At 47.7% G+C, this 14,135-nt stretch carries 15 protein-coding genes and 1 riboswitch; of the genes, 5 read left to right on the top strand and 10 right to left on the bottom strand.

What is annotated here, in order from left to right; genetic code table 11:
* Window positions 1–13 precede the first annotated feature (13 nt).
* Genes C4F37_RS04080 through C4F37_RS04070 form a run of 3 tightly spaced genes read left to right on the top strand, consistent with a single transcriptional unit; the run spans window position 14 to window position 3,254 of the window.
* On the top strand, window positions 14–1,291 hold the full coding sequence (locus tag C4F37_RS04080) for a nucleoside permease (RefSeq protein ID WP_000858523.1): 1,278 nt from the start codon (window positions 14–16) through the stop codon (window positions 1,289–1,291).
* On the top strand, window positions 1,288–2,292 hold the full coding sequence (locus tag C4F37_RS04075) for an ADP-ribosylglycohydrolase family protein (protein WP_001538954.1): 1,005 nt from the start codon (window positions 1,288–1,290) through the stop codon (window positions 2,290–2,292). Before C4F37_RS04080 ends, C4F37_RS04075 begins: the two co-directional genes overlap by 4 nt.
* Window positions 2,289–3,254 carry a carbohydrate kinase family protein gene (locus C4F37_RS04070; RefSeq protein WP_000011944.1) on the top strand — a complete coding sequence of 322 codons (966 nt, stop codon included), beginning with the start codon at window positions 2,289–2,291 and terminating at the stop codon, window positions 3,252–3,254. Before C4F37_RS04075 ends, C4F37_RS04070 begins: the two co-directional genes overlap by 4 nt.
* Here C4F37_RS04070 and C4F37_RS04065 read toward each other — a convergent pair.
* The 5 genes from C4F37_RS04065 to rcnR form a co-directional block, all read right to left on the bottom strand.
* Entirely contained in the window at window positions 3,228–3,974 is a 747-nt protein-coding gene (locus C4F37_RS04065) for a GntR family transcriptional regulator (RefSeq protein WP_000434049.1), read from the bottom strand. The genes C4F37_RS04070 and C4F37_RS04065 overlap by 27 nt on opposite strands.
* Before the next feature lie 51 nt (window positions 3,975–4,025).
* The gene (locus tag C4F37_RS04060) at window positions 4,026–4,844 is read right to left on the bottom strand and encodes a glycoside hydrolase family 25 protein (protein ID WP_001538956.1); all 819 of its coding nucleotides are present in this window, start codon (window positions 4,842–4,844) and stop codon (window positions 4,026–4,028) included.
* Between the two features lie 64 nt (window positions 4,845–4,908).
* A complete protein-coding gene (gene thiD, locus C4F37_RS04055) occupies window positions 4,909–5,709 on the bottom strand; it encodes a bifunctional hydroxymethylpyrimidine kinase/phosphomethylpyrimidine kinase (protein WP_000822280.1) in 801 nt (266 codons plus the stop codon).
* Window positions 5,706–6,494, bottom strand: a complete 789-nt coding sequence (thiM, locus tag C4F37_RS04050) for a hydroxyethylthiazole kinase (RefSeq protein WP_001538958.1) — start codon at window positions 6,492–6,494, stop codon at window positions 5,706–5,708. The genes thiD and thiM overlap by 4 nt, the downstream gene beginning before the upstream one ends.
* A gap of 34 nt (window positions 6,495–6,528) precedes the next feature.
* Window positions 6,529–6,625, bottom strand: a riboswitch (TPP riboswitch).
* A 91-nt stretch (window positions 6,626–6,716) separates the two neighbouring features.
* Window positions 6,717–6,989, bottom strand: a complete 273-nt coding sequence (gene rcnR / locus C4F37_RS04045) for a Ni(II)/Co(II)-binding transcriptional repressor RcnR (RefSeq protein ID WP_000019944.1) — start codon at window positions 6,987–6,989, stop codon at window positions 6,717–6,719.
* A 120-nt stretch (window positions 6,990–7,109) separates the two neighbouring features.
* Here rcnR and rcnA point away from each other — a divergent pair, with 120 nt between their 5' ends.
* Window positions 7,110–7,934 (top strand): nickel/cobalt efflux protein RcnA, encoded by an 825-nt coding sequence (gene rcnA, locus C4F37_RS04040; RefSeq protein ID WP_000134614.1) that lies wholly within the window; start codon window positions 7,110–7,112, stop codon window positions 7,932–7,934.
* A 218-nt stretch (window positions 7,935–8,152) separates the two neighbouring features.
* Window positions 8,153–8,491, top strand: a complete 339-nt coding sequence (gene rcnB, locus C4F37_RS04035) for a Ni(II)/Co(II) efflux transporter accessory subunit RcnB (RefSeq protein WP_000153067.1) — start codon at window positions 8,153–8,155, stop codon at window positions 8,489–8,491.
* Window positions 8,492–8,572: 81 nt separating this feature from the next.
* On the opposite strand, the gene C4F37_RS04030 is transcribed toward rcnB, so the two are convergent.
* The 5 genes from C4F37_RS04030 to C4F37_RS04005 all read right to left on the bottom strand — a co-directional run bounded on the left by C4F37_RS04030 (window position 8,573) and on the right by C4F37_RS04005 (window position 13,990).
* Complete coding sequence (locus tag C4F37_RS04030) at window positions 8,573–9,607, bottom strand: putative fimbrial-like adhesin protein (protein WP_000405734.1); 1,035 nt, start codon at window positions 9,605–9,607, stop codon at window positions 8,573–8,575.
* Between the two features lie 15 nt (window positions 9,608–9,622).
* On the bottom strand, window positions 9,623–12,103 hold the full coding sequence (locus C4F37_RS04025; protein ID WP_001538960.1) for a fimbrial biogenesis outer membrane usher protein: 2,481 nt from the start codon (window positions 12,101–12,103) through the stop codon (window positions 9,623–9,625).
* A gap of 15 nt (window positions 12,104–12,118) precedes the next feature.
* Window positions 12,119–12,793: a fimbria/pilus periplasmic chaperone gene (locus C4F37_RS04020; RefSeq protein WP_000677332.1), complete on the bottom strand. Its 675-nt coding sequence runs from the start codon at window positions 12,791–12,793 to the stop codon at window positions 12,119–12,121.
* An 80-nt stretch (window positions 12,794–12,873) separates the two neighbouring features.
* Window positions 12,874–13,416 (bottom strand): fimbrial protein, encoded by a 543-nt coding sequence (locus C4F37_RS04015; RefSeq protein WP_000830479.1) that lies wholly within the window; start codon window positions 13,414–13,416, stop codon window positions 12,874–12,876.
* 292 nt (window positions 13,417–13,708) lie between these two features.
* A complete protein-coding gene (locus C4F37_RS04005) occupies window positions 13,709–13,990 on the bottom strand; it encodes a YehE family protein (protein ID WP_001046487.1) in 282 nt (93 codons plus the stop codon).
* Window positions 13,991–14,135 lie beyond the last annotated feature (145 nt).

Raw genomic sequence — 14,135 nt, 5'->3', positions numbered from 1 at the left:
AAGGAATTAAAAGATGAAAACAACAGCAAAGCTGTCGTTCATGATGTTTGTTGAATGGTTTATCTGGGGCGCGTGGTTTGTGCCATTGTGGTTGTGGTTAAGTAAAAGCGGTTTTAGTGCCGGAGAAATTGGCTGGTCGTATGCCTGTACCGCCATTGCGGCGATCCTGTCGCCGATTCTGGTTGGCTCCATCACTGACCGCTTTTTCTCGGCGCAGAAAGTGCTGGCGGTATTGATGTTCGCTGGTGCGGTGCTGATGTATTTCGCTGCGCAACAGACCACTTTTGCCGGGTTCTTCCCGTTACTGCTGGCCTACTCGCTAACCTATATGCCGACCATTGCGCTGACTAACAGTATCGCTTTTGCCAACGTGCCGGATGTGGAGCGTGATTTCCCGCGCATTCGTGTGATGGGCACTATCGGCTGGATTGCCTCTGGTCTGGCATGTGGATTCTTGCCGCAAATGCTGGGGTATGCCGATATCTCACCGACGAACATCCCGCTACTGATTACCGCCGGAAGTTCTGCTCTGCTCGGTGTGTTTGCATTTTTCCTGCCCGACACGCCACCAAAAAGCACCGGCAAAATGGATATTAAAGTCATGCTCGGCCTGGATGCGCTGATCCTGCTGCGCGATAAGAACTTCCTCGTCTTTTTCTTCTGTTCATTCCTGTTTGCGATGCCACTGGCGTTCTATTACATCTTTGCCAACGGTTACCTGACCGAAGTTGGCATGAAAAACGCCACTGGCTGGATGACGCTCGGCCAGTTCTCTGAAATCTTCTTTATGCTGGCATTGCCGTTTTTCACTAAACGCTTTGGTATCAAAAAGGTATTGTTGCTTGGTCTGGTCACCGCTGCGATCCGCTATGGCTTCTTTATTTACGGTAGTGCGGATGAATATTTCACCTACGCGTTACTGTTCCTCGGTATTTTGCTGCACGGCGTAAGTTACGATTTTTACTACGTTACCGCTTACATCTATGTCGATAAAAAAGCTCCCGTGCATATGCGTACCGCCGCGCAGGGGCTGATCACGCTCTGCTGCCAGGGCTTCGGCAGTTTGCTCGGCTATCGTCTTGGCGGTGTGATGATGGAAAAGATGTTCGCTTATCAGGAACCGGTAAACGGACTGACTTTCAACTGGGCCGGGATGTGGACTTTCGGCGCGGTGATGATTGCCATTATCGCCGTGCTGTTCATGATTTTTTTCCGCGAATCCGACAACGAAATTACGGCTATCAAGGTCGATGATCGCGATATTGCGTTGACACAAGGGGAAGTTAAATGAAAACAGAACGTATTCTCGGTGCTCTTTATGGGCAGGCGTTAGGGGATGCGATGGGGATGCCCTCCGAGCTTTGGCCGCGCAGTCGCGTCAAAGCACACTTTGGCTGGATTGACCGTTTTCTGCCTGGGCCAAAGGAGAATAACGCAGCCTGTTATTTTAACCGCGCCGAATTCACCGACGATACCTCGATGGCGCTGTGTCTGGCGGATGCGTTACTGGAACGTGAAGGCAAGATCGATCCGGATCTGATTGGGCGTAATATTCTCGACTGGGCGCTGCGTTTCGACGCCTTTAACAAAAACGTACTAGGTCCGACCTCGAAGATTGCGCTTAACGCCATTCGCGACGGTAAACCCGTTGCTGAACTGGAAAATAACGGCGTGACCAACGGCGCAGCGATGCGCATCTCGCCATTAGGTTGTTTGCTTCCGGCGCGTGATGTTGATTCCTTTATTGATGATGTGGCGCTAGCCTCCAGCCCGACACATAAATCCGATCTGGCGGTTGCGGGGGCGGTAGTCATCGCATGGGCGATTTCTCGTGCCATTGACGGAGAAAGCTGGTCAGCAATTGTTGATTCACTGCCTTCAATTGCGCGACATGCTCAACAAAAACGCATCACTACCTTCAGCGCCTCACTGGCTGCACGTCTGGAGATTGCGCTGAAAATTGTGCGCAATGCTGACGGCACCGAATCCGCCAGCGAACAGCTTTACCAGGTCGTTGGCGCAGGTACCAGTACTATTGAGTCCGTTCCGTGCGCCATTGCGCTGGTTGAACTGGCACAAACCGACCCGAACCGTTGCGCCGTCCTGTGCGCTAACCTTGGCGGCGACACAGACACCATCGGTGCTATGGCGACGGCAATTTGCGGCGCGTTGCATGGCGTTAATACTATCGATCCTGCGTTAAAGGCGGAACTGGATACAGTAAATCAGCTTGATTTCAACCGCTATGCCACGGCGCTGGCGAAGTATCGCCAACAACGGGAGGCGATATGAGCGGCGCTCGATTACACACGCTGCTGCCTGAATTAACCTCGCGTCAGCCAGTTATGGTGATTGGCGCGGCGGTCATTGATGTGATCGCCGACGCTTATGCCCTCCCCTGGCGTGGGTGCGATATCGAACTGAAACAGCAGAGCGTTAACGTTGGCGGCTGCGCCCTGAATATTGCCGTGGCATTAAAGCGCCTCGGCATCGAAGCGGGTAATGCCTTGCCGCTCGGTCAGGGGGTGTGGGCGGAGATTATTCGCAACCGCATGGCAAAAGAGGACTTAATCAGCCTGATCGATAACGCCGAAGGTGATAACGGCTGGTGTCTGGCGCTGGTTGAGCCGGATGGCGAACGCACTTTTATGTCGTTCAGCGGCGTGGAAAATCAGTGGAATCGCCAGTGGCTGGCGCGATTAACCGTTGCGCCTGGCAGCCTGCTCTATTTTTCCGGTTATCAACTGGCCTCGCCCTGCGGCGAATTGTTAGTGGAATGGCTGGAAGAGCTGCAAGACGTGACGCCATTTATCGATTTTGGCCCACGTATTGGCGATATCCCGGATGCATTACTGGCGCGGATCATGGCCTGTCGACCTTTAGTGTCACTCAATCGTCAAGAGGCTGAGATTGCCGCCGAACGTTTTGCTCTATCCGCAGAGATAACAACACTAGGCAAGCAATGGCAGGAGAAATTTGCCGCGCCGTTGATCGTTCGTCTCGATAAAGAGGGCGCATGGTATTTCAGCAACGACGCTTCTGGCTGCATTCCGGCATTTCCAACGCAAGTTGTAGACACCATTGGGGCGGGCGACAGTCATGCCGGTGGCGTACTTGCCGGGCTGGCCTCTGGTCTGCCACTGGCGGATGCCGTATTACTGGGCAATGCAGTGGCGTCGTGGGTTGTCGGGCATCGGGGCGGTGATTGTGCGCCAACGCGCGAGGAACTACTCCTCGCACACAAAAACGTATAGATCGCTGCGACAGTGGCTGATGCTGTACTCAATAGGCCGTTGCTGTTGGTCAAGCGCCACTTGCTTGATCACCAGCACCGGTATTTTGCTATCTAACTGAATATGTGACTGAAACTCGGCATCCGGCATCCGGGCGCTAACGCGGGAACGCGTACGTTGTGGGTAAATGTGCTGGCTGCGGAAGTAGTCATAAAGAGAAATCCCGATGGCATCAACATCATGAATTAAATGTGCCGGAACCCACGATTCCTCAATCGATACCGCCTCTTCATCGACATAGCGAATACGCTTAAGCAAAAAGACATCACTTCCCGCTTCGACCGCCAGCTGCTGCGCGACTTCTTCGGGACATTTCACGACACGCTTGTTAACCCATAACGTATCGGGCTTTTTCCCGCGCAATACCACCTGCTGAGAAAACCCCCGCGCTTCTTTCAGCGAGTATTCGAAGATGTTGTTGATCTGCGTGCCGTAACCACGCGAACGCGTCACCACGCCCTCTTCTTCCAGCGACTGCATCGCCTTGCGCACCGTAATGCGCGAAACGCCGGTTAACTGACTTAAATCACGCTCACCGGGCAAAATATTGCCATGCTCCAGCACCCCGCTGCGCACGGCATTTTTTACCGTTTCGGCAAACTTAATATAAAGCGGCGTGTTATCCGCCGCTAAAATACGCTCGTTCAGTTGGGCAATCAGCTGGGTATGCGCTTGTTCCATTTGTCTTTTTCCTGCCGGGGAATCTGGTGGGAGTATATCACTGCTTCATATTTAAGGCGTTTCTTTAATCCCATCAACGAATCCCTGCAACTCCTCCACCGTGCCATTAAACACATTAAAATCCACCGGACCATTAATGCCATCGACCTGTCCACGGTCGGAATGCTGCCAGAAGCGCCAGGCCATGCCGTCATTGTCCGGGCGACGTTGATAATAGTGAGCCACCCACCACGGATATTCATTGAAATAGCCCGCCAGATTGGTGTGATAAAAAACGGCTCCTGAGTAAATAATTGGCTTTTTACCCGTACGTTTTTCGACCATTTTTAGCCACTGACTTACCCGCTTGCGTAATTCTTTTGCCGATAATTTTCCCCGTTCTTCTACGTCCAGCACGGCAGGGAAATCGCCTTGTGAGAAATCCACCGTTTGCAGAAATAATCTCGCCTGAACTGAAGCAGATACCGACGGGGAAAAATAATGATACGCCCCGCGCAGCAGGCCATTTTCGCGGCTTAGTTGCCAGTTACGCGAAAAATAGGGGTCCACCAGCTTTTCGCCTTCCGTCGCCTTAATAAAGGCAAATTGTAAGCGAATACCGTTATCGCGCATTTTTGCCACCCGCTGCCAGTTGATCCGCTCCTGCCAGCGCGAAACATCTATTCCGTGAATGGTGTAACTGGCAGGAATGCGAATAGCAAAAGATTTGACCGGACGATAACCGTAGAAGTGGATGTAGTCTTTAATCTGAATTGCTGTCGAGTAGAAAAAATTCACCGTCTGACGCGGATAAATTGCAACGATGGAAATTAGCCCAAGAGCGCATAATAAAACGGTGAATTTTTTTCGACTGGTGATTCTCAACTGCATTGGTTTCATCCCTGAATGTCAGCACCAAAGGCTGACAATAACCAAAGCAGCTATAGTACGGTGCTCACCACCAGGCGTGGAAGTGGTGAACCGGACCAATACCGTGACCAACTTCCAGCGTGTCGGCCTGGGCTAATGCCGATGAAAGCCAGCTTTTTGCCTCCTGTACGGTGTCAGCCCAGTTTGTATGGCGCGGGCGTAGTGCAGCCAACGCCGCAGAGAGCGTACAACCAGTGCCGTGAGTGTTTTTGGTCATAATGCGCTGTGCGGTAAACCGTTGTTCACCCTCGCGGGTAAACAGCCAGTCCGGGCTTTGCTCATCATCCAGATGACCACCTTTCATTAGCACTGCGCCACAGCCCATCGCCAACAGCGATCGCCCTTGTTCCAGCATTTCCTGTTCGGTGCGCGCGTGTGGCGCGTCGAGCAAGGCGGCTGCTTCGGGCAAGTTTGGTGTTATTAATGAAACCTGTGGCAATAATCGACTGCGTAGCGTGGCAACTGCCGAAGGTGAAAGCAGCGGGTCGCCGCTTTTTGCCAGCATAACGGTGTCGAGTACCACGTTTTGGATCTGATAACGTTGCAACCGTTCTGCCACCGCTTCAACAATATCGGTTTCCGCCAACATACCGATTTTAGTGGTGTCGATTCGCACATCGCTGAACACCGAATCGAGCTGGGCGGCGACAAAATCAGGCTCAATGCGATACACCGACTGTACGCCACGGGTATTTTGCGCCACTAGTGCAGTAATAACTGAGCAACCATAAGCGCCAAGTGCCGAGAAGGTTTTAAGATCGGCCTGAATCCCCGCACCACCACTCGGATCAGTACCGGCAATCGTCAGAGCGTTAATTCGTTTCATGCCTGCACCTCCTGCGTCAATTGCCAGAGCGCATCAAGGAAATGTGGAACAAAACTACCTGGCCCCTCGCTTCTGGCGACTGCGCGTTCTCCGGCTTGTTTCATCCAGTGACAGGCAGATGCGACATTTTCCAGCGTATCGCCTGGTAGCGCACAACAGGCAGCGACAACCGCCGATAATGCACAGCCAGTTCCTACCACTTTGGTCATTAGCGGATCGCCACCGTGAATGCCAACGATACGATGTCCATCGGTAACATAATCCACCTCGCCAGTGACCACGACGATTGCGCCAGTTTCCCGTGCCAGTGTTTGTGCAGCGGGTATCGCGTTAGCTGCGGCATCAGTAGTATCCACTCCCCGTCCACCATTAGCAACGCCAGCTAATGCCATGATTTCCGAAGCATTACCACGTATGGCGGTTGGCTTATGGGACAGAAGTTCCACACAAAAACGGCGGCGATAATCGAGCGCACCAACCGCAACCGGATCAAGCGTCCAGGGCGTTTGTGATCGTGTTGCTTGCTCAACGGCAGCACTCATCGCTTGCGCTCGTGGCTGCGTCAGTGTGCCAACGTTAATCAGCAACGCACTGGCGATAGCCGCAAACTGACTGGCTTCTTCGGTTTCGATAACCATCGCTGGCGATGCACCGAGCGCCAGCAAGGTATTGGCAGTAAAGGTTTGCACCACATCGTTGGTCATACAGTGCACAAGAGGGGAATGTTGGTGAAAAAGGTGTAACGCGTGCGCAGATTGCGCTGAACTCAGCAGGTCGACTTGCATAGTTTGCTCCTGCCATAACGTGAAGAAGCAATGACCTGGTGGTCCGTGACTTCCCTACGCTGGCATTATCCAGATCAGGTGATACGGGTATTTCTCAGCCTTCACGCAGAAGGGCACCCCGAGTCGTTTGGTTGCGATGATAAATCGCAAAGGAGGATGGTAATGTCCAGCGCACGCGTTGTAAACGAGGAAAAACGGCAGTTTTACAATCGCGTTAATAAATTATTTGATATATGAATCCAGCACCTTCAGAACGACATCCAGATCTTCTTCACGTTTTAGCTCATCCCCCTGGTGAACGATGTGTTCCGTCAGATGACCTTTAATCACTTCCCGCATCAGACCGTTCACCGCGCCACGGATAGCAGCAATCTGTTGTAAAACTGCAGCGCATTCGTGCGGCTCGTCGAGCATTTTCTTGAGCGCCACGACCTGGCCCTGAATCTTACTGGCACGCGCTTTCAGTTTCTGTTTATCACGGATTGTATGAGACATGGCAACACCTGGTTAACAAGAATATGAAAAATCATAGCACTATTAATCTACTGGGGGGTAGTATCAGGTACTGGGGGGGAGTAGAATCAGATTGCCGAATTAATACTAAGAATTATTATCATGACCGAATTTACAACACTTCTTCAGCAAGGAAACGCCTGGTTCTTCATCCCCAGCGCCATCTTACTTGGTGCGCTTCATGGCCTGGAACCGGGGCACTCAAAAACGATGATGGCGGCGTTTATCATCGCCATCAAAGGCACCATTAAACAGGCGGTGATGCTCGGACTGGCAGCAACCATTTCGCATACCGCAGTGGTCTGGTTAATTGCCTTTGGCGGGATGGTGATCAGCAAACGCTTTACTGCTCAATCAGCAGAACCGTGGCTCCAGTTGATTTCCGCAGTGATCATTATTAGCACCGCGTTCTGGATGTTCTGGCGTACCTGGCGCGGCGAACGCAACTGGCTGGAGAATATGCACGAGCATGATCATGAGCATCATCACCACGATCACGAAGATCACCACGACCATGGACATCATCACCATCACGAACATGGCGAGTATCAGGATGCCCATGCACGAGCCCATGCCAATGACATTAAACGACGCTTTGATGGTAGAGAGGTCACCAACTGGCAAATTTTGCTATTTGGCTTAACCGGTGGCCTTATCCCCTGCCCGGCAGCAATTACCGTGCTGTTGATTTGCATTCAGTTGAAAGCCCTGACACTGGGCGCAACACTGGTCGTCAGTTTCAGCCTCGGCCTGGCGTTAACGCTTGTCACCGTAGGCGTTGGCGCAGCAATCAGCGTTCAGCAGGTCGCAAAACGCTGGAGCGGATTTAACACTCTCGCTAAACGCGCTCCCTATTTTTCCAGTCTGTTGATTGGCTTAGTTGGTGTGTATATGGGCGTACATGGCTTCATGGGCATAATGCGATAACTCAATCCTTTAGGCTTGCATGTTATCTTCAGCCCAGGATGATTCTTAAATCAGCTATTTCCGCTGACTCTCTGCTCGCTAAGGATGCTTTTAGGGCATCCTTTCATTTACACTTTTTACGAAATCATGGGATCACTAACAAAATATCGCTTGTCAGTTATATTGTATGGCAGGAAAGATATGCGACTGATATTACAGATCCCCAAAGTGGAGAGTTTATGACCATTAAAAATAAGATGTTGCTGGGTGCGCTTTTGCTGGTTACCAGTGCCGCCTGGGCCGCACCAGCCACCGCGGGTTCGACCAATACCTCGGGAATTTCTAAGTATGAGTTAAGCAGTTTCATTGCTGACTTTAAGCATTTCAAACCAGGTGACACCGTCCCAGAGATGTACCGCACCGATGAGTACAACATTAAGCAGTGGCAGTTACGTAACCTGCCCGCGCCTGATGCCGGGACGCACTGGACCTATATGGGTGGCGCGTACGTGTTGATCAGCGACACCGACGGTAAAATCATTAAAGCCTACGACGGTGAGATTTTTTATCATCGCTAAAAAAAAGCCCCCTCGGAGAGAGGGGGGAATGCAGACACCTTAATATTTTTATTATTAGCCACTTGCTCGTCTTGCTTGTTATTAGTCGTATTTCACGTTGATTAATGCGGTTGCCTCCAGTGCGCCAGATTTAACTTTGTTTGTATCGTAGACGTAGTAACTGGCCGTTATCGGAATTGAAACCGTTGTATCTGTAAGTTTTGACTTTGCCGCAATTTCTTTTAAATTTGTATATCCTTTACTGCTGTTAGTGATATTTAAAAGTGTGACTGGCGTACCATTACTTTCAAGAATAAATCCTACGCCATTATCTTCCGCACCTTTCAGGATCGTGTTGCTGTTGGTTAACAAGTCAGAACTTGATAAATACACCTGCATTTTCCGTGATGTTTGATTTTGTTGACCTAATAAATTTTTACAACGCAGAATAATATCCCCTTTTTTACTATTTATTGTTGTTTTGTTACCTGTGGCTGGTAATTGTGAAACGGGAATACTCTCTAACGTAATTAATAAATCGTCCGGTTTGCAGGTTGTGGTTATCGGGTTGTATGACAATGTCAGATTAAAGGAATAGACACCTGCATTTTGTGCCAATGCATTTCTGTAGCTATTTACACATGCATCCCATGACTTACCACCTAATAAACACAGTAGAAATTGTACTGCGGCACTCCCGCGTGTCGATGATGAAGCACTGGATAATGTCGCAACTCCATTAATCATCACTGAACCACCGCCCCCCGCAGAAACATTCACTTTTGCATTACTGGCCGCAGGTGTCACCGTCACCGAATAACCACTGGTGAAACTGGTCTGATTATTTGACAACGTAATGTTGTTTTTATTGGTCCATTCAAAATGTAAATTTAATTTAATGGTATCGTTATAAAGTCCAACAATAATATCCGACGGGCTCATAGGTGTGATAGTATTTGTACTCACGCATGACGAATCATTAAAATTATGCTCATATGTCGCCATTTGTGTTTGAGTAAGTGCAAAATCCCCCTGAACAACCAAATTGTGCTGAACAGATAACTCACTATAACATGCCGCATAGCTCACAGGCATAACCATCATCATTACTATAAATAGCATTATGCGAATTTCCATAGAACCACCTGACTATTACTGGCAAATATAATTTCTACTTTCATCAATCTCTTTACCGAAGGTGATTGTGCATGAAAGCCCTTGTTGCTTATCAATTGCCACATTAACCGATGGCGGTACTTCATTGGTGCGAATAAATAACTGGCTTCCCTGGCCGACAACACCAATATTATGACCATGGATATCATTGACTTCATAACCAAACGTTAATGGTTGCCCATCCGCTCTTAACGCTTTTATAAACCATGGCTTGCGCTGATCGGTATCAAAATTAACCAGTACAACCGCGCCGCGATAAGGGGCGGCAATTTTACGGTTGCCACGTAATTCTGCTTCGCTATCGCTTTGTGACACATCCAACATCAGGTAATTTTCCCGATAAGGTGTCATTCCGTCGTATACCACCACTCCATTACGGTTTGTTGTGCGATATTTTTGCCCATTGACATAAGCATCTTTAATTCCTGGCGCATTCATCACAGCAAACGTTTCAGAAAGACGGTTTGCCAGATTAACGCCACCCGACCAGGCGACAATGCCCCCTGAAACACTGGCTCCAGCCTGTCGATAAGCACTCGACTGACTATAACTGCCATTCACTGTCGCAACCGGCGCGTTCCAGGTTAAATTCGCCCCAGCTGTCGTTTCATTTCCCTGATACTGATAACTCAGGTTGACCCCATAGTTAAACTGATCCCGGCTTCCAACGGTTCCTGATAATCCCGTATTATTTGAGGCAACCCCCTGATCATCAAACGTCGTTGAGTTAGACATATATATTTGCCGACGAGGCGTCGTAACGTCATCACCCCAATCAAAGGGAATCGATATAAAAATATTAAAACGTTTCTCTTCATGATGATTCTCGTCATAAGCATGGCTTGCCGCGAGGGTATAGCTTATCCTTCGCAGGTTGTTGGAATAACTCAACTGATAATCCTTACTGCTGCCGCTACGCCCCCAGTAATCTCGCCATAACGTACTTAAGGACACAGAACCCCAGCCTTCTGGCAATGACTGACTCATATTGGCAGAGAAGCTATTTTTACGGCCAAAATCGTTCTGGTAATAATCGGCAATGTCATAGATATCGTTTTCATCACGGCGATAATTATCTTTATTGTTTGCCCATACGTGATCATTAAATGTCCGATAATCACGCGACGAATAACGCCAGGCCGCCAGACCAAAACGTGTCGACGTTTGGCTCACAAATTTGTTGTAGGCAATTTGATAACTTTGCCCGTCAAACACATCGCCGTTGTCTTGTTTACTATGTGACTTCGTGGCATCGACGGAAATGGCACCAATGCGTGTATTCCAGCCAGTCCCCAAAGTGAACGCGTAATAATTATTCGCGACCATCGAGCCACCATACAGCGTTAATAAGTTATTAAAACCATACTGATGACCCGCCTGGACAAAATCACTTTGTTTGCTCGCCCCTTCAATATGGCTACGACCCGCCGCAAAATCATATTTCGACACGCCGGGTTGCAGCATATTTGGTACCGCTGCATAAGGCACCAGATAGGTGGTTACCGAACCGTCCGCCTCTTTCACGCTGACATCAAGATCCGCTCCACCACCGGCCAACTGCAAATCTGTAATCGCAAACGGGCCAGGAGGAACCTCTTTCTGATAAACCACAAAACCATTCTGTTCAATAGTTACCAGCGCGTTACTCTGAGCAATCCCCTGCACCCGTGGCGTAAAATTTTGTTTCGAGTTAGGCAACATCTGCATATCACGAAACAACCGCACACCGCTGAAGCGAACAGAATCAAAAATATCGCTTGATGTGTACATATCACCCACACGAAGCGTGCCGAGAAGTTGGGCAAATCCACGTTCCAGATACAGGGTATTGCTTTTCCACACCCCTGGATTGTTATTTGTTTTACTGAAACTGGCATCAGAATGCAGTTGCCACTCCTGTAAATTTAACCCGCTGTTAAAACGTACATATGTACTCTTGCTATTACCGGACGCTTTATAATCGCTGTAATACTGACTCACATAATAAGAGGTATAAAACGCATTAATACCCCGCTCCCAGTTTTCTGGTGGAACATAGCCACTTTCCAGCTCTTCCACCCAGGCCTGCGGGACACTGAAATCGAGACGAAAAACTCCGATATCCCAGGTATAGCTCCCGCCCTGAATAAGTTGCTTAAATGTTAAACATTGCTTACCGCTGGCAAAGCTATCGGTATTAATGCCTAACCGCTTGATCATTTCCCTTGATAAACATGTTTCTTGCGGGTTGTCTTTAACAATGATCTCATATTTCCCACGCCATTGTTTATTGACATAAATATCGATGTCATACTGCCCCGGCAAGGGCTGACTATCTTCAAGACGAATATTTGAAACCTGCTGGTCTTTCATTCCACCTATCATGAAATGGGTATCAAAGGTTTCTTCAGCTGCATAAGCTTCAATGCCGATCAATAACGCTACGATTGCTGATGCAAGTGGGGTCATTCTCAACATAGGCAGCTCCTGCAATTAAATTTTGTCACTAATATAATTGCCATGGTCATCGATAATGGTCAGATGCCAGTTATTTGCATTATTACTTTTGACATTAACACTCTGACTTTCTAAGGGGGCAATCATAATAGTTTCATAATTGACTTTGACATTATTAGCTTTGACATCCGAAATCGTCACCCAATTAGCTGAGTCATTTTTTATCACCAATCCATTGCCACTGCGATTTACCAGTAACTTTTTAAAGGTCACTTTATTTACCGGAGCAATACCCGCTGGCCGGTAAAACAACTTAATTCTGTTTTGCATCGCAAACTTCAGTGCATTCTTACCTTCTTGTTCTGGACTATTTGGTGGAATATCCAGAACATTCAGATAAAAAATACTCTCTTTATTAGTGGGTAGTTTATTCGGCATAATTTTAATTTTTACTTGCTGCCCGGAATTTGCCCCTATTTTTGCCACTGGTGGCGTTAACATGAAAGGAACCTGAATTTTTTCTGGTGGTAATGACGTATCGCCATCATCAATCCACGCCTGCATCAGCGAAGAACGGTTTCCCTGGTTCATCAACTGCACCATCACTTCTTTGTGCTCTGCCGGGTAAATAATACGCGTCCCGTAGATAACAATACCGGCATGTGCAGGAAGGACCATAGAAGAAATGAGTAAAGCTAATAATCCTTTCATCTTAATGCCTCTTAAATTAAAAGGCCGCCATGGAGATAGCGGCCATGTTAATTACCTGAAGAATCTTGCAATTTTATTTATTAATCCTGCGCCACACGCATAATCAGGGAAGATAACACATCACCTGAATTCACTGAGTTATCTGTCAGTTTCAGGTATTTTGCTTTAAACGGAATGGCATATTGACCGTCCGCTGTTTTATAACTCTCGATGTTGAAAGGTGCAGAAACATCCAGGACATCGCTGTTATCACCTAAATAGAGATAATAACCCACGGTATCGTTGCTACTGGCTATCGCCTTATCGTTTCCGGTTATTTTATCGTTGGTAATCAACGAGAGTTTTACACCAGCAACTTCTTTCGGACAGCTAATTTTTAACATGCTGCTGGTTACACCGACTGCACCATCATAGGTCGAGTATTTAGCTTTACCTTCAAAGACCGTAGTTGGTACAGTTGGCATATTAATACTTACTGAATCGCCACCTGCTTCGAATTTACACGGAGATTCTGCAATATTCCCTTTAATGGTTAATGTTCCGGTATCAACGTCTGCGGCAAATACCCCAGCGCTCATAAAAAAAGAAGAAAAAACAGCGGCAGCAATAATTGAACGTTTCATAATATGCTCCTTAATAAAATCTATTTTTGGTTGTTAAGAGTCTGTATCTCTTGGAAACAAATTTCTCACACCAAAAAAGTTGCCGCAATGTAAACACATTGTTTTATTGATTTAAAGCAAATTAACTATTGCAATATAAACACAACAAATACTTAAGCACATTAAATATTTATCAAATCTATTAATTAATGTGGATTTCTATAAATGGTATTATTAATATCAATAAAAAAGCTTAAATCATTCATGTAAATGATTTAAGCTTTCTAAATCCGATTAAAACCAGGGTGGCAAATTAATCGTAGCGATTTAACACGATTCGACGTTTGCTATCGCTATCTGCAGCAATCACTTCCGTCGTTACACCTTTAACTGGCGAAGAAACCTGATGACGGGTATCAACATTATACGTTAACTGACCACAATGCTGTTGAGGTTGACCATTAACCATAGCCATACTGCATGTTGGGGGACTGATCCTACCATTAATCGTTAATGTGGCAGTTTCTGAAGAGAACGCGGGAGAAGCCAATCCATAGGCAAGAAAAATAATTCCTGACAGCCAGTACTTATTCATTGAACGTTATCCCTGTAGTAAAGGTTATGCCTGGAAAGAATGAGTGCATAACAAACTATAGCTGTACATCCACTACACAGCCACGAAGGATGATAATGAAGCATCGCCGGTACGATCAATCGACTTTGTAGAGTTTCGGACGAAG

Origin of the sequence: Escherichia sp. R1 (assembly GCF_003000935.1) — a bacterium.
Taxonomy (GTDB): domain Bacteria; phylum Pseudomonadota; class Gammaproteobacteria; order Enterobacterales; family Enterobacteriaceae; genus Escherichia; species Escherichia coli.
Note: the sequence above shows the minus strand (reverse complement) of the source record. Positions and strands in the feature narration are given on the sequence as shown.